Source organism: Pseudomonas sp. LBUM1670 (genome assembly GCF_059695695.1).
Genome location: NZ_CP166783.1, coordinates 2,466,195 through 2,482,264 on the forward strand (window position 1 = coordinate 2,466,195; position 16,070 = coordinate 2,482,264).

The 16,070-nt window shown below is 58.7% G+C and carries 14 protein-coding genes and 1 pseudogene; 7 read left to right on the plus strand and 8 right to left on the minus strand.

Going from position 1 to position 16,070, the window contains the following annotated elements:
• Positions 1–18: 18 nt before the first annotated feature.
• Positions 19–1,059 (plus strand): GGDEF domain-containing protein, encoded by a 1,041-nt coding sequence (locus tag ACA073_RS11225; protein WP_497403432.1) that lies wholly within the window; start codon positions 19–21, stop codon positions 1,057–1,059.
• A gap of 156 nt (positions 1,060–1,215) precedes the next feature.
• Complete coding sequence (locus tag ACA073_RS11230) at positions 1,216–1,545, plus strand: hypothetical protein (protein WP_497403434.1); 330 nt, start codon at positions 1,216–1,218, stop codon at positions 1,543–1,545.
• Positions 1,546–1,554: 9 nt separating this feature from the next.
• Here the strand turns inward: ACA073_RS11230 and ACA073_RS11235 are convergent, their stop codons facing one another.
• Entirely contained in the window at positions 1,555–2,343 is a 789-nt protein-coding gene (locus ACA073_RS11235; protein WP_497403436.1) for an alpha/beta hydrolase, read from the minus strand.
• Between the two features lie 746 nt (positions 2,344–3,089).
• On the opposite strand from ACA073_RS11235, the gene ACA073_RS11240 reads away from it, so the two are divergent.
• Positions 3,090–4,034, plus strand: a complete 945-nt coding sequence (locus ACA073_RS11240; RefSeq protein WP_497403438.1) for an aldo/keto reductase — start codon at positions 3,090–3,092, stop codon at positions 4,032–4,034.
• 11 nt (positions 4,035–4,045) lie between these two features.
• On the opposite strand, the gene ACA073_RS11245 is transcribed toward ACA073_RS11240, so the two are convergent.
• From ACA073_RS11245 to yghX, 3 genes are all read right to left on the minus strand, one after another.
• Entirely contained in the window at positions 4,046–4,849 is an 804-nt protein-coding gene (locus tag ACA073_RS11245; RefSeq protein ID WP_497403440.1) for a 2OG-Fe(II) oxygenase, read from the minus strand.
• Between the two features lie 60 nt (positions 4,850–4,909).
• Positions 4,910–5,737: a glycosyltransferase gene (locus ACA073_RS11250; protein WP_497403442.1), complete on the minus strand. Its 828-nt coding sequence runs from the start codon at positions 5,735–5,737 to the stop codon at positions 4,910–4,912.
• Between the two features lie 64 nt (positions 5,738–5,801).
• On the minus strand, positions 5,802–6,689 hold the full coding sequence (yghX, locus tag ACA073_RS11255; RefSeq protein WP_497403443.1) for a YghX family hydrolase: 888 nt from the start codon (positions 6,687–6,689) through the stop codon (positions 5,802–5,804).
• A 186-nt stretch (positions 6,690–6,875) separates the two neighbouring features.
• On the opposite strand from yghX, the gene ACA073_RS11260 reads away from it, so the two are divergent.
• The 4 genes and pseudogenes from ACA073_RS11260 to ACA073_RS11275 all read left to right on the plus strand — a co-directional run bounded on the left by ACA073_RS11260 (position 6,876) and on the right by ACA073_RS11275 (position 11,470).
• Positions 6,876–9,428, plus strand: a complete 2,553-nt coding sequence (locus tag ACA073_RS11260) for a pyocin-S2/colicin E7-DNase domain-containing protein (RefSeq protein WP_497403445.1) — start codon at positions 6,876–6,878, stop codon at positions 9,426–9,428.
• Positions 9,428–9,904 (plus strand): DUF6392 family protein, encoded by a 477-nt coding sequence (locus tag ACA073_RS11265; protein ID WP_497403447.1) that lies wholly within the window; start codon positions 9,428–9,430, stop codon positions 9,902–9,904. Before ACA073_RS11260 ends, ACA073_RS11265 begins: the two co-directional genes overlap by 1 nt.
• 81 nt (positions 9,905–9,985) lie before the next feature.
• Positions 9,986–10,153: pseudogene (locus tag ACA073_RS11270) on the plus strand (bacteriocin immunity protein); the annotation flags it as partial.
• Positions 10,154–10,687: 534 nt separating this feature from the next.
• Positions 10,688–11,470, plus strand: coding sequence for an S-type pyocin domain-containing protein (locus ACA073_RS11275; RefSeq protein ID WP_497404056.1), 783 nt, complete (start codon positions 10,688–10,690; stop codon positions 11,468–11,470).
• A gap of 43 nt (positions 11,471–11,513) precedes the next feature.
• Here the strand turns inward: ACA073_RS11275 and ACA073_RS11280 are convergent, their stop codons facing one another.
• Genes ACA073_RS11280 through glcD form a run of 4 tightly spaced genes read right to left on the minus strand, consistent with a single transcriptional unit; the run spans position 11,514 to position 15,720 of the window.
• Positions 11,514–11,915 (minus strand): heme-binding protein, encoded by a 402-nt coding sequence (locus ACA073_RS11280; protein ID WP_497403449.1) that lies wholly within the window; start codon positions 11,913–11,915, stop codon positions 11,514–11,516.
• Positions 11,912–13,153 (minus strand): glycolate oxidase subunit GlcF, encoded by a 1,242-nt coding sequence (gene glcF / locus ACA073_RS11285; RefSeq protein WP_497403450.1) that lies wholly within the window; start codon positions 13,151–13,153, stop codon positions 11,912–11,914. Before glcF ends, ACA073_RS11280 begins: the two co-directional genes overlap by 4 nt.
• Positions 13,154–13,156: 3 nt before the next feature.
• A complete protein-coding gene (gene glcE, locus ACA073_RS11290; protein ID WP_497403452.1) occupies positions 13,157–14,221 on the minus strand; it encodes a glycolate oxidase subunit GlcE in 1,065 nt (354 codons plus the stop codon).
• Positions 14,221–15,720: a glycolate oxidase subunit GlcD gene (gene glcD / locus ACA073_RS11295; protein ID WP_497403454.1), complete on the minus strand. Its 1,500-nt coding sequence runs from the start codon at positions 15,718–15,720 to the stop codon at positions 14,221–14,223. Before glcD ends, glcE begins: the two co-directional genes overlap by 1 nt.
• Positions 15,721–16,070 lie beyond the last annotated feature (350 nt).

Below are 16,070 nucleotides of genomic sequence, written 5' to 3' on the forward strand. Positions count from 1 at the left end.
AACGACCACGGTGATGTCATGAGCCCAATAGAGACGCGCGCGACTGCCCTGGCGCTGTATCCGGAAGATTCCCGCGAGGCCGCGGCGCTGCTCAAGCAAGCCATCCCGCTGATGGTTCGTCACAACATCCCGCCCAATCCTGTGCACTACGCGCTCTGGTACACCTACAGCAAAGGCCTGGACCCCGAGCTCAACCGGCACCTGGACCGGGTGGTCAAAGACTTCGATTGCTTCCCGCCGGAATCCGCCGCCCGATTGTTTCGCGACTACATCATTCGCGACGAGCTGGCGGAGGCCCGCGCCGGGCAGCAGCAGGCAATCAATCTGGTGGATGACATGCAGCGCGACGTTTCACGCAGCGTCGAGGGCAATCTCGACTTTCAAAGCAGTCTGGGACGATGCCTGGAGATGCTTGAGTCGCCCGCCAGCGAGCGTTTGCCGGATATTTTGAGTGAGCTGCAACAGAGCACGCAGCTCATGCAGAACCAGCAGGAACGCTTCCTCTCCCAACTGCACTCGGCCCAGAGCGAGATCAAAAGCCTGCGCAGCAAACTTGAGCGTGCACAACTGGCGGCGACACTCGATGGCCTGACCGAACTGCTCAACCGCAGCGCCTTGACCCGTTTGCTCGAGCAGGCGCTGAGCCATACCGATCGGGGCGTGGCGCTGCTCATGCTGGATATCGATCACTTCAAGCAATTCAATGATCAGTACGGTCACCCGTTGGGCGACCGGGTCCTGCAACATGTCGGGCAGGTACTGCGCAGCTCGCTGCCACCCCACGCCACGGCGGCGCGTTACGGCGGAGAGGAGTTCTGTGTGGTTCTGGAACATTGCGCCGACCTGGCGAGTGCCGGGGTGTTTGCTGAGCAACTGCGGGTGAAGATCCAGTCGTTGCGGATCAAGGCGCGTGTCGACGGCAAAGTGCTCGATACGATCACGGCGTCCTTCGGTGTGGCTTTCGCGCAACCCGGTGAGCGTCTGGACAGCCTGGTGACCCGCGCCGATGACGCGCTTTACCAGGCCAAGCGCAATGGGCGTAACCGGGTGCATAGCTAGTCGTTGAAATGCATTTTCACATTTTGGGCGGCGTTATCGAACTCAAGCTGGTCACGGGAAACTGAGACGTTTTTCAGTAAGGCATTTTGCTGGCCCCGAAGCCCGAAAGTTACAGACAGAATCACTTTACTTTCAGGTGGTTAGGGCTGGCTTTAAATGCGCAATGTATGGATCGCACTGATTTCGTTTAGCCTGGCTGGCATCGCCGTCTCGGCCCAGGCCAAGGAACTTCAAACCAATGACCGGTATATGTGCAGTTGGGGCGCGGGCACCGCAGCACGAGCCCAGGAACTCAAACTGGCGGGCGTTTCGCTGTACGCCGCCCGCCAGAAATTACAGACCTTCAAGTTCAGCAAGCCGTGGATGCGCATGACGGCGATGGGCATTACCGAGCAAACCTACGACAGCCCGTCGCGGATCAAACCCGCGGCTCTGCGGCAGAGTTTCTACGAAGATTGCGTGCGCTTTAAGCTGGCGCGCAAATGATCGAGTGACCTACAACCCGTCCTCCATCAGCTTCAGGTATTCGGGGCTGTCGGAGATCGAATTGTGCCCCACACCCGGAAGGACCTTCAGGGTCGCCACACCTTTGGCGAAATGTTCGTAGAGTTTTTCCGTGCTCGAACGCGGAATGACTTCGTCCTGCCCGGCCGCCAGCAGCAGCGTCGGTATCGAGATATGCGCAGCGTATTTCCACGATTCGAACTTGTCCTGCAGCAGCCACTTCACCGGGAAAATCGGGTATTGGCGGACGGCGAGGTCTTCAAGGCTGTTGTAGGGTGTGATGAGGATCAGCCGCGCGGCCGGGCGTTGGCTGGCAAGGCGCACGGCGACGCCCGAACCGAGGCTGCGGCCGACCACGGCGATATGAGGATGGGCGTCGTAGACCTTGTCGAACAAGGTCATGGCATCGCGGGAAATCGCCTCCTCTGATGGCGACCCGGTGCTGCCGCCGAAACCCCGGTAGTGCAGCAAATAGAGCGCGTGGTCGGGGAACGCCTGGGAGAATTCCGGCAGGTTTCGCGAAACGTCCTCGGCATTGCCACCAAAATAAATCAATGCATTCGGCCCGTCGTGCGGTCTGACGGTGACTTGCACCTGTGCGTCCGCCACCGATAGCGTGAGCAGCGTTTCGGGCGCCCCGATCGCGGCGGGTTGCGGGAAGTAGATCAGGGCGCGCTGGAACACGAACAGCGCGACACACAGCGCCAGGTACAACGCGGCAATGATGAGGACGAGATACATCAGGGTGCGCGACATTCGGCTAATGCTGGTGGGTGGCATTGACTGCTCTGGGCCTGACGACCGCGACGGCTTGATCGCTGTCAGAGTGTAGTTGAACGACAGCGGTGCGCCTGGCTTTGCGGATGGTCTTGTATTTTTGTGGAAGCGGGCTTACTTGCTGGCTTTAACGCAGCGCGGATCAACATTGATAGAGGCGCCGATGGAGGTATCTACGGGTTGACGGAGAGGCTCAGGGCGTGAGGGGGCGACTACCGCAACAGCACCGCGAGCCGGCCTGCCAGTCGACCTATCACTTCAAGCGTACGCATTTCTCCTGTGGGAGCGGGCTTGCTCGCGAAGGACGTCAACGATAACGCGCGCTGTCTGAATGAACGCGGTGTCCAGACGTTTTTCGCGAGCAAGCCCGCTCCCACAATGAATCGGCGTACGCTTTGGCTTCTTACCACTCATCAGGTCGAGCGTTAGCTCGCCTGCAGCTTGATTTCAGGTGTGCGCGTTCCCCTGTGGGGGCTGGCTTGCCTGCGATGGACGCCAACGATAACGCGTGCCGTCTGAATGTACATAAGGGCGGAACCGCCAGCCGCCATCATCAAAATAATGGATATACACCCAAGCGATTGCCGCTGCCCACCAGCACCTGCGACCTTGTTGTATTTCGAGCCGGGACGAATTGTCGCCGGCAGCTATTCTGTTGTAGCGAGCAGAAGTCTGGCGTTGCTGCTGATCGTGCCGTTTGCCAAGCAGAAGTGCAAAAGGCCAACAGCCAGCAATGGAAGGACAAATCCATGAGCCACACTGATGGATACACGCGTCGACAAATACTCACGCTGGCTGCCGGTGCTTCGGCGGTGCTCACTTTAGATCCGGCCTTTGCAGCCACCGCGCCGTCGAAGGAAACAGGAGGCAAGAACATGCTGACCCGCGCCATTCCTTCCAGCAACGAGCCATTGCCCATTGTCGGCGTGGGCACCTATCGCGGCTTTGATGTCGCGCCTGCCGATCCGACCTACAAAAACCTGCCCGCCGTCCTCAGTGCATTGTTCGAAAAGGGCGGGACGGTGATCGACAGCTCGCCGATGTATGGTCGCGCCGAGCAGACCACTGGCGAACTGCTGTCGATCCACAAGCCGCGCTCACCGGCGTTTCTGGCCACCAAGGTGTGGACCCGTGGCCGTGAAGAAGGCATCGCGCAGATGGAGCAGTCCTTCAAACTGCTGCAGACCGACCGGATCGACCTGATGCAGATTCACAACCTGCTGGACTGGAAAACCCATTTGCCGACCCTGCGAAAATGGAAGGAAGAAGGGCGCATTCGCTACATCGGCATCACCCATTACACAGCGTCGGCTTATGACGAAGTGGAAGCGGTGCTGAAAGCCGAACCGCTGGATTTCTTGCAGATCAACTATGCACTGGACGATCGCGGCGTAGAGAAACGCATCCTGCCGCTGTGTCGCGAACGCGGCGTGGCGGTGATCTGCAACCGGCCGTTTGGCGGCGGTGATTTGCTCGCCCGGTTGAAGGGCGAGCCCCTGCCGGGTTGGGCCTCGCAGGTGGGTGTCATCAGTTGGCCGCAACTGGCGCTCAAGTTCTTGCTGGCGCATTCGGCCGTGACCTGCGTCATCCCCGGCACCGGCAACCCGCGCTATATGGCGGAAAATGCCGGTGCGGGGTTCGGTCCGATGCTGACGGGCGCGCAGCGTGAGCAGTTGATAGACAGGGTGGGGTAGAGCCGCGACTGTCAGTTCTTTTTCCTGATGAGTTTGTTGAGGTAGTACTTGAGGCTCAAACGATCCTTGGGCCTTGGCTTGTAATGGGTCTTGTTCCTTTGCGTAGGATCAGCCGCCACGGTAGCGGCGGTGTAGTAATAAAGCGCGATGGACCGGCGCGTGATGTGGTCCGGGGTCGTTAAAGGCTCCGGGTGGCCGTGGTTGCTGTCTTTGTCGGTGTTGAAAATGACACAGCGGTTGTAAATCGGCAGGACTTTTTTAAGGCAGGTTTTCATCTCGACATCCCATAGTTCCAGGTTGCCGCCATACGCCTCCTGCCAATCCTTGTTCAAGTAAATAATGGCATTCAGTCTGCGCTCGATATTCAGCTTCTTGTTGAGTCTGAAATCCGAATGCACCCCCAGAAAGCCGCCTTTTTTCGTCTCATGCAGTCCGCCGCCGGTAAAGTAGGGGTCGGGTATCAAGCCGTCGATGCCGGTGAGTTTTTCAAGAAACTGCAACATGGGCGCCGAGTTGAAGGCGTTGAAAATCGTCTTCAAATAGGGATCACATTCGTTGGGGCTGATTTGCCGTTTGTGCTGCCCCTTGTAGCCTCGTTCGTAGAGCATTTCGTTGCTGGTCGGCTCGACGGGAAAGTGCGAGCAGATACTGGCAACCAGGTCTTGCGGCAAGAAGTCGTCGATGACGATGTGCGGGAAGGGGGTGGCTTTATTGTAATTATCCGCCAGTGACTGTCCCAACGAGGTGGCGGCCTGTTGGTCGAAATCAAGCTCCGGGGTAACGGTGATGGGCAGTGTCTGCGTGATAGGTGTCATTAACGCTCCAATAAATTATTCATAACGACCTGGTGAAACCTTCCGGTAGCGTCGTGTGCATTACTTGCGTTGTGATGACGAGACGTGGCCGCCGTCGTTGTTCAATCGCTTGAGAATGTCGTTGTACATCTTCGTACGTCTATGCGTTGTTGCGTAGCCGCCAGCGGCCGCGACGGTGCCGGCCTGAATATGGTCGAGGTAGCTGAATATCTGCCGCGCCGACAGCAATTCAACAACGTAGCCTAATTCGGTCATGCGGTCCTGAAGGGTATAACCGGGTACGCGATCATCCATCAGGAAGTGCATGCCGTGCTGTTTCATCAGCTTGCAGTTCCATAAGGTACAGAAGCTTTTCAAATACACTTCCCTGTAGGGCTTTGGCTCTCTTGAACGTAATCCAAGGGACAGTTTCAGGCGTCTGACATGGTGTTTTACCAGTCGTGAGCTAAAGCGCCAGAGAGTTCTCGCTGTGCCGCGGTTAAGCTGCTCTACACAGCCGACGGCGACGACCTTCGGGTTTTTAATGCATTTGTTCAACATCATCGAAAATACATTTTTGTCGAAAATAAACGTATCCGTGTGCAGTAAAAATAAATAGTCGGTTTCAACTCGTTCCAGCGCCATGTCGAGTGCTTTGCCATGCGCTATATGACCGTGCTCTGGTCCGGGAGCGGTTCGCTCGATCAGATTGATCCAGTCCAGGGTCCGCAGATACTCGGTGCTTTCATCGGCGGAATCGTTGTCTACCACCCAGATCGGGATGTTGCTGCCGCCCAGGTCCTGACGCAACAAGTCCAGGCAAATTCTGGTGATTTCGATGGTTTTGTAATTGACCAGGACAATGCTGAAGGGTGGAGACTTTGCCGACAAAAAATCAGTGTCGCTCATGGGATTCAACTCTTATAAGTTTGGGAGTAGCTAAAAAAATTAATGACCACTTATCGCGCCCACGCTATACAAGATAACGCCGAAACCACCCCAGCGTGCGGTCCCAGGCCAGTCTGGCAGCGGCGTCATCGTATCGAGGCGTGGAGTCGTTATGGAAACCGTGGTTGGCACCGGGATAGATATAGGCTTCATAGGTTTTGCCCGCCGCTTTCAAAGCCTGCTCATAGGCGGGCCACCCTTCGTTGATGCGTGTGTCCAGTTCACCGTAATGAAGCATCAGAGGCGCCTTGATTCGAGGGACATCCTTGGCCTCTGCCTGCCGACCATAAAAGGACACGGCGGCACCCAGCTCCGGATAGGCCACCGCCGCAGCGTTGACCACGCCACCGCCGTAGCAGAAACCGGTGATGCCGACTTTTCCGCTGCTCGCGTCGTGTTTCATCAACCACTCGATAGCGGCGAAAAAATCGTTCATGAGTTTTTCCGGGTCCACGGTCGCCTGCAGCTCCCGACCTTTGTCATCGTTGCCGGGATAGCCGCCCACCGAGGTCAGTCCATCGGGAGCGAGCGCGATGAAACCGGCCTTGGCCAACCGCCGTGCAACATCCTCGATGTACGGGTTGAGCCCGCGGTTTTCATGCGCGACCACCACGGCCGCCAACTTGCCAGTGACTTTGGCCGGGCGCACCAGATAACCGCGGACCGGCCCGTTGCCTTTGGGGGAGGGGTAGGTGACGTACTCGGCGACGATGTCCGGGTCGGTGAATTCCACCTGTTCGGCGAGTGCGTAATTCGGACTCAGGGCAGCGAGTAGCGTGCTGGCCGTCAAACCACCCAAGGTGAACAACGCCGCACGGTCCAGGAATTCGCGCCGGGTGATCTTGCCGTGGGCGTAGTAGTCGTAGAGTTCGAGCAGCTCCGGGGCAAAGTCTTTCGCGGTGAGACGGGTCATCGGTGCGCTTCCTCTTTGACGTTGACGAACCCTTGTCAGTCAAGCGCAGGAACAGGGTTTTGTAGGCCCGCGACTCAACCGTTCAGAAAGCGCCAATCTGCGAAATAAATCCCGCGCGATACATATGTACCGCACCTGGCCATTCCCCCATCGACAAGCTGTGCCCTACAGACAAGGAGAGACTGTATGGCACAACGATTCAACGATGGAACGTCAGGAGATGTCAACATCAGGTCCGGCCCGCCTGCTTCGGGCGGCGGCTGGGGTGGCGGTGGCGGTGGCGGTGGCGGTGGCGGAGGAAATCGCGTCGGGGCTTCCGGTAATTTTGGTGGACCCAGCTCAAAGACCATAGCGCTCAGGAAAGCCGCCAACAAGGCACGCGAAGAAAAGGCAGCGAAAGACAAGGCCGATGCCGCTGCACGAGCGCAGGAGCAAGCCCGCATCCAATCGCGGCAGCAACTGCTCGGTGTACTGACCCAGCGTCATGGCACCTTCAGAACCGAACTGGACCGAAGCTTTACAGCCAGGGCCGAACAACTCACGCAATCACTTGAGCACGAAATCACTGCCGCCAAACGCCACCATGACGGGCAGTACAGCGAACGCTGGCAGCTCTATCTCATCACCAAAGACAAGAACGAAGTCGATGGGCTGATCGCCCAGAAAACCGCAGCGTTCAACGACAAAAACGCAATTGCCGCTGCATTCGACGGGCACGATCCACTCACGCGCACCGCGGACGATTACCTGACCCGACTCGAGCAGTTCGGTGATGCGCTCCTCATGAGTGGCCATCAGCTTTGGGAGGCCGCTTACGACGCGGCTCATGAAGCCCGATTGCTGTCGACGCAACTCGATGCGCTCAACGAAAAATCCAACGCGTTGGCCACTCATCATGCCGAACAGACCATCATCTGGCGCGAGCGTGAGGCACTTTGGGAGCGTCATCGACAGCACGCCGAGCAGCGAGACGCGCGCGTTCGGTTCAAGCAACAGGTTGATGAGGATGCTCGCCTCGAACGGGTCAGGCAGGCCAACACCTTTCATTTGCCTGGTACATCGTCAGCGCTTTCTGCCGGGGTATTGCCCGGCCACGGCGGGGAATGGATTGATGCCGACAAACTGGTAATAGCCGTTTCGCGTGCAGTCACCGCATTGGGCTCCGTCGCCGCGACGCTCACGGTAGGGCAAACCGCAATCTTCATGGCGGGGATCGCCTCCCCCAGCGAATTGGGCAACGGCGAGTTGACCCCTGAACAACGACATCGATTGTCCGAGGCCGTCGCCATTCCGGCTCAAGCCCTGGAACTTCATAGCCCTCAAGAGCTGCAGGCCGCTGCCGACGCAGGCGGTTCGGTGGAGGTGGAATACCGGCTCAAACCTGTAGCGACACCGGAAGGAACCGCGATCGTTGTCGCCGCGACGGGTGGCGATATCGATTCTCGCGTCCCGGTCGTGAATGCAGTGCTCGACCCGCAGACAGGCATCTACACCGCCGAAGTTCCTGGATCACCGGCCAGGCATGTGCAGTTCACACCAGACGCCACGCCTCAAGCGCCCCTGGCCAGCGAGACTCGCCTGACCGTCACGGAACCACAGATTCAGGACATCCCGACGGGTGTTGATTGGCGCATTCAGGATTGCATTGTCTGCGTGCCTGGTCTGCCACCGACCTACCTGTCCTTCAACGTTCCGGCCATGGGCACCGGCATTGTTACCGGAACCGGTCAACCGCCGACGGTTGATTGGTGGAAAGGCGCCAGTCAAACAGCCGGCGCAGCGATCCCGAGTCAGATTGGCGATCAGTTCCGGGGCAGGGAATTCAAGTCGTTCGGGGCGTTTGATGAGGCGTTGTGGCGAACGCTCGGCGAGCACGCAACGCTCACCAGTCAACTCGATGAGGTGAACAAAAAACGTGTTGCACAAGGTTTCGCCCCGTACGCGCCGAAAAGCACCTGGGTAGGTGAAAACCGCGAGTTCGAACTGCGATATCAGGAGCGGCCGGAGTTCTGGGCCGACCCTTTCAATCTCGACAAAATCAGCATCAAAACGCCGCAAAGTGCCGAAGGGTGGTTGGGCATCGTTCCAGCGGTTGTGCCTTGGCCAATTCCGCCTGTTGGCACCTGGACACCGTTGGTGCCACCGGGTAGCGAACATCTGGGTTCGACGACATCGCCAATCGCACCCAACGTCCCAGTGGTTTATCCCGGCAGCCCGGCCATCCCGGTCCTACCGCAAAACGAGACGTTTCCGGCGGTTGACGAAGGGGAGATTGGTGCGAGTATTCCCGGGTTTCCGGGGGATATGGAACTGCCTTCGCCGGGACTGGTTTTCGTTGGTCCGCCCGTTGAGCCGTTGGAGGTGGGCCCGTATAACGAACTCAGTGGTCGGAGCAGGGGAGATGGGCTGGATATTGACCATATTCCTTCGCGGAAAGCCCTGGAGGCGCACTTAGAGGTGAATTTTCCGGATTTGACGCGAGAGGAAATTAACAGAATGCTGAATCGTGCTCCGAGTGTTGCCATACCGACTAAAGTTCATCAAAAATTTAGCGAGACTTATGGTGGTCGTAACTCCAAGGAGAAACGCGCTGAAGATTCCTCAGATATGTTTAATGCAATAGAAAGTAACTTTAAAAAAATAAAGGAAGGATTGGAAAAGGAAGGCTTTTCAGAGGTTGAACTTGAAAAGGCACTCGAGCAGCTACATTCTTTAAGCAAAGAGCAGGGGTGGTACTAATGGATGCTATTACCATAGATCGCTGGATTAAGGGGTTAGGCCAGTCATACAGGACGTTAGTTGAAAACTCGGTGATTCCTAATATGCCCTTGCAGGAGCTCTATTCAGGCCGAGATTGGCTCGATATTTCTCCGGTTCCAGGCGTGGAACTCAGCTTTTGGGCAGAGACGAGCAGGTTGGAGAAGGTTTTTATAACTTGCATGGAAACAATGCCTGGTATCACCGTATATGCAGGAGGTATGCCAGAACCCTATGAGAAAGTAATCACTCAATCTGATGTTCATGCACTCTTCGGCGAACCAATGGAATCAAGAGGCCCCATCAAAATGCCCCAACCGATGGGTCAAACAGGCGGATGGGAATCCTATCCCCTTGATCCGGCCGTTCATCCCGGCAAGAAAGTTGTATTTCAATACACCGCAGCGATGGAAGTGAAAACGTTGGTCTTCACCTTGATTGAAAAAGGTCACGAGTAAATTCCAACAGGCACTTGCTCATAAGGAACGAGCAGGTGCCTTCGCATTCCGCGACTCGATAGAAACAAGGAAAAATTCAAGATGGAACTTAAAACCACACTCAAGGATTACACCGCGGCGGAATTCCAGGCACTGGTCCACAGAATCTGGGCCGTTGATCTGCCAAAACCGGAACATGACCAACTGATCAATCATTTCGACCGGATCGCCGGTCATCCCCAAGGGGCGGATCTGCTGTTCTACCCGTCGGACAAATACAACTCCAACAGCCCGGAAGCCGTTGTACACCACGTCAGGACATGGCATCACCAGCAAGGAATTCCGGCTTTCAAAGACGAGAATATTCCTGTCGCGAAGATACCTGTTGCGCCCCTGACCCCTTTGGCCAGGAGCCTGGCCGAGGTCGAAAAACTGGGTGAGGATGTGACCGTCTCGGGACAGGTAGTTGAAGAGGCTTTCAGCCATTTCGAGCAGCAGATCAACAACCTTCAAAGTCAACAGAACACCCATCGGGACATCCCCAAACAGGAAGCAGGCATCCGCACCCTGGAACATGCCCAGCATGAAACACTGATGGCCGTCAGAAAGTATGAGTTCTGGAAAATGCGAGTGGAGTTTGTCCAAAGCGGCGCTCAGCGCAACCTGACTCATGCGCAGTCCGGGCATGCGCAATGGCAGAGCCTTGTGCAGCAGATCAACGCCACCCGCGATCGCTACATCACCCGACTGGCAAGCATGACTCAACGCCATCGCACTCTGCATGATGAAGCGGAACCATTGCTGATGGCGGCGCATGAACACTTGATCCATTCGCGTAGCTCCACACGAACAATGCACGCGATCAGCACCTCGCTCGCTTTTGCCGATAAACGCCCCGACCTTCTGCTGGCTGGCGGTTCGCCCGTGCTGCTGGCGTCTCAACAGGCTGATCTGCTGAAAGCGATGCGCTCGGCTGTTGCCGAGTTTTCCTGGCAGAACGCCTCAGGCGAACCGGACACTGGAAACCAGCGGGCTGCTGTTTTGAGCTTCGCTTTTTCCAGTCGGGCAGACACTCGGTTTTTCGGTGTCAGCGTCCCGTTGTCCGAGCTTCTGCCCATCGAGGGCCAGGATTGGCAACACCTGGCCGCGAACCGGGCTGAGGTCGATGCACCTTTTCGCATGAGCACTGCGGCAGTCCCCGCCACACCCGGCAAAATGTTCCAGGGTTTGCGCGAGATCAACACGTTGTCGCAGGTTTACGTCACGGCTTGCAGCGGCTGTCGTTCCATCTCCGGCGTCAGGGTCAGAGCGGTGAAGCAGGATCAGCACCTGAACAGTTTCAGTTTTTCTCCTGAGGGTTCTTCAGCCGTCGCGGTCCACTGGACTGCGCCGATTTCCCTTGAAGCCGGTCCGGTTGCAACACCGACCCAACAGCGTCGTGTGGGGTTTGTTCAATCCGCGCGAGTGCCGACAATTGAGGCCAATCCAGAACAGGCGCATGACCGGTTTGACGACTACATCCTGGTCTTCCCCGTCGAGTCAGGGCTAGACCCGCTTTACATCGTTTTCAACCGACCTGCGCAGTAGACTTTTACCGGGCATCAGTGACGCGGAGCGTGAGAACGATCCATCAGTGCAAACTTTGCGCCCCAACCCTGGCCACTTGCGCATCCTGCTCGGCCTTGACGCCGGACACCCCGACCGCGCCGACCACCTGGTCGTCGACGATGATCGGCACGCCACCTTCCAGGGATGTCAGCAACGGTGCCGACAAAAACGCAAAGCGACCACCGTTGACCATCTCTTCATAACCTTTGGACTCACGCCGACCCAGCGCCGAGGTGCGGGCCTTTTCAGTGGCGATGTAGGCGCTGATGGGCGCGCAACCGTCGAGGCGTTCGAGGGCGAGGGGATGGCCGCCGTCGTCGACGATCACGATGGTTACGGCCCATTGGTTGTTCTGTGCTTCGGTGCGTGCGGCCGTGAGGATCTGGCTGACTTCGGCCTGGCTCAGGACGGCTTTGCTTTTCATGGTGAATCTCCGGTGATCGGTGAGGGCAGCGCGGCTTCGACCAGTTCGATCCAGTGCCGGACCGGGGTTCGACCGGCACCGTCGAGGTGGGACTGACAGCCGATATTGGCCGTGACAATGACGTCGGGATGTCCGCTTTCCAACGCGTTCAGTTTGTTGTCGCGCAGTTGTCGGGACAATTCGGGTTGGGTGATCGAATAGGTGCCCGCCGAACCGCAACACAGGTGGCTGTCGGGCACGGTCGTGAGGTTGAAACCGAGGCGAGTCAGCAGCGCTTCCACCGCGCCGCCGAGCTTTTGCGCGTGCTGCAAGGTGCACGGGCAATGGAAGGCCAGGCGCTGGTCGCCGTGAACGCCGAGGGTTTCCAGCGGTTCGTCGCGCAACACTTCCACCAGATCCCTGGCCAGCGCGCTGACCCTTTTCGCCTTCTCGGCATAGGCCGGATCGCGTTCAAGTAAATGGCCATAGTCCTTGATGAAGGCGCCACAACCACTGGCGGTTTGCACGATGGCTTCGGCGCCGTTCTCGATACTGGGCCACCACGCATCGATGTTGCGCCGGGCGCGGTCGAGTCCGGCGGCCTGTGCGTCGAGGTGATAATCCACGGCGCCACAGCAGCCCGCCTCACTGGACGAGGTGACACTGATTCCGAGTCGATCCAGCACCCGCGCAGCCGCTGCATTGGTGTTGGGCGACAGGCTCGGCTGCACGCAGCCTTCGAGCATCAGCACCTGGCGGGCGTGGCGGGTGACGGGGCGTGGCCGAGAGAGATAAACATGGCGAGGCAACTTTGCCTGCAAGCTGTTGGGCAGCAGCGCCCGAAAAACCTGACCACTGCTGACCAGCACCTTGAACAGCCCCGGATTGGGCACGACGCTGCGCAATCCTTCACGCAACAGGCGTTGGTCGATGGAGCGCGGCACCGCCGCATCGACCACCGCACGGCCAATGTCGAGCAAGTTGTGATAATCGACGCCGGAGGGGCAGGTGGTTTCACAATTGCGGCAAGACAGGCATCGGTCCAGATGCTGCTGGGTTTTCTGCGTGACCTCGTTACCTTCCAGTACCTGTTTGATCAGGTAGATGCGGCCCCGTGGCCCATCGAGTTCATCGCCGAGCAATTGATAGGTCGGGCAGGTGGCATTGCAGAATCCGCAGTGCACGCAGGTGCGCAGGATGCTTTCGGCTTCTTCGGCGCGGGGCAGGTGCCGGGCGGTTTCGCTCAGGGTCGTCTGCATGGTTCAAAGCTCCGCGTACAGGCGTGCGGGGTTGAAGATGCCCCGTGGATCGAGTTGTTGCTTCAGGCTGCGGTGGTAGCGCATCAACGCAGCAGGTAACGGCTGGAACGGGCTGTCGATCAGGCCATGGCTGTAGCAGGTCACGTGGCCGCCAAGCTCTTCGACAACCTTGCGAATGAACGTCGCTTCAGCGTCAGACTTGAGCCAGCGCTGGGCACCGCCCCAATCGATCAATTGCCGGCCGGGCAGGGACAACCGGGCGGTGTTGTGTGGCACGGACAAGCGCCAAAGCGGCTGATCCTCATCGAAGAAACTCAGCCGATGTTCGTTGAGATCCGTCCAGTAAGCACTGTCCAACAACTCGCCACCCAACCGCTCATGGGCCGCCGCCACCGAACCTTCGCCACCTTCCAACCGCAGGTGCAGGCGTTCGCCGTCGTGGCACGCGGCGCTGATCGGCAGCGGTTGCTGGCCCCATTCCGCGAGGCGCAGCAAGGCGCGTTCGCTGTTCATTTCCAGACTGATGCTCAGGCACTGTCGTGGTTTTGGCAGCACCTTGAGCGAGACTTCGGTGATCACCCCAAGGGAACCGAAGCTGCCAGCCATCAGACGCGAAAGGTCGTAGCCGGCGACGTTCTTCATCACTTCGCCACCGAAGCGCAAGTGCTTGCCATGCCCGGTGATGACCCGTGTGCCGAGGACGAAGTCGCGCACCGAGCCTGACCAGGGACGACGCGGTCCTGACAGGCCACTGGCGATCATTCCGCCGACGGTGGCGTCGTCACCGAAAGAGGGAGGTTCGCAGGGCAGCATTTGCTGCGCATCGTCCAGCACTTCCGTCAGATCTGACAACGGCGTACCGCAACGGGCTGTGATCACCAGTTCGGTCGGGTCGTAGCTGACGATGCCACGGTGCGCGCGCGTGTCGAGGACTTCACCCGCAACGATACGGCCCAGAAACGCCTTGCTGTTGGACCCCTGAATGCGCAGCGGTGTGGCGTTTTCCAGCGCCTGGTTGACCTGCTCCAGCAGCACGGCGCTGTCATCGATATCCCGTTCACTGCGCATCAGAAACGCTCCAGCTCAGGGAAGGGCAGCTGACCCATGTGCACGTGCATGGCGCCAAACTCGGCACAGCGGTGCAAGGTCGGAATGTTCTTGCCCGGATTGAGCAAACCACTCGGATCGAACGCGGCTTTGACGGCATGGAACAACGTCAGCTCATCGCTGTTGAACTGCGCACACATCTGATTGATTTTCTCGCGGCCCACGCCGTGTTCGCCGGTGATGCTGCCGCCGACCTTCACGCACAATTCGAGGATCTTGCCGCCCAGGGCTTCGGCGCGGTCGAGCTCGCCCGGTTGATTGGCGTCGAACAGAATAAGCGGGTGCATGTTGCCGTCACCGGCGTGGAAAACGTTGGCGACGCGCAGGTCATATTCGGCGGACAACGCTGCAATCGCGCGCAGTACGCCGGGCAACTCGCGGCGCGGGATCGTGCCATCCATGCAGTAATAATCCGGCGAAAGGCGACCCACTGCCGGGAAGGCATTCTTGCGCCCGGCCCAGAAACGCACGCGCTCCGCTTCATCTTTGGCCTGACGCACTTCGGTGGCGCCCGCGTTTTCCAGCACCTGGCGCACGCGGTCGCAGTCGTCCTGCACATCAGCTTCGACGCCGTCGAGTTCGCACAGCAGAATGGCTTCGGCATCCACCGGATAACCGGCGTGAATAAAGTCTTCGGCGGCGCGAATCGCCAGGTTGTCCATCATTTCCAGGCCACCGGGAATGATGCCGGCGGCGATGATGTCACCCACCGCGCGACCGGCCTTTTCTACGGAATCGAACGCCGCCAGCAGCACCTTTGCGGTCTGCGGTTTGGGCAGCAGTTTGACCGTGACTTCGGTGATTACCCCGAGCATGCCTTCGGAACCGGTGAACAGCGCCAGCAGGTCGAAGCCGGGCGAGTCGAGGGCATCGGAGCCTAACGTCAGGTGTTCGCCGTCGACGGTCAGAATGTCGATCTTGAGCAGGTTGTGCACGGTCAGGCCGTATTTCAGGCAATGCACGCCGCCAGCGTTTTCAGCGACATTGCCGCCGATGGAACAGGCGATTTGCGAAGACGGGTCCGGCGCGTAGTACAGGCCGAATGGCGCTGCCGCTTGGGAAATCGCCAGGTTGCGCACGCCCGGCTGGACTCGTGCAGTGCGGGCGGCGGGGTCGATGTGCAAAATGTTGTTGAAGCGCGCCATCACCAGCAGCACGCCTTTTTCCAGCGGCAATGCGCCGCCGGACAAACCGGTGCCGGCACCACGGGCGACCACCGGGACCTGCAACTTATGACAGAGGCGCAGCACGCCTTGCACCTCGTCGAGATGGCGGGGCAGCACCACCAGCAGGGGCGTGGTGCGATAAGCCGAGAGTCCGTCGCATTCGTACGGCTTGAGCTCTTCCTGCTGATGCAGCACTTCCAGGCCTGGCAGGCGGGTTTTCAGGGCCTGGAGCAGTGCGGCTTTGTCTACGTCGGGCAGCACACCGTCAACGCTTTCATCGTAGAGAATGTTCATAGTCGTTTTACGATACTCCGTTCATGAAAGCCCGGGCAGCGGTCTGTGATGCTGTTCACTAGGTTTGGTGTTTGAGCGCTTGGGTGTATATCCATTTCTGCGGTAACGGCTACTTATGGTTCCGCTCTTACAGCGGGTCACTTGGAAAAGCGCCAAGTAACCAAGCGCTTTTGCCCCTTTCGTTCGGTGCCTCGCTAGTGCTCGGCATGCCCTCGCTCCGGTCCTGCTCCGTGGGCCCGCCGCGATCGGCCATCCCTGGCCGTGCGCGGCTAACCCGGCATCCATGCCGGGTTGCCCACTGCGCAGAACCTCCACTCGGCCTCTCGAGGGGGCAAGAAGATCAAAAGCCA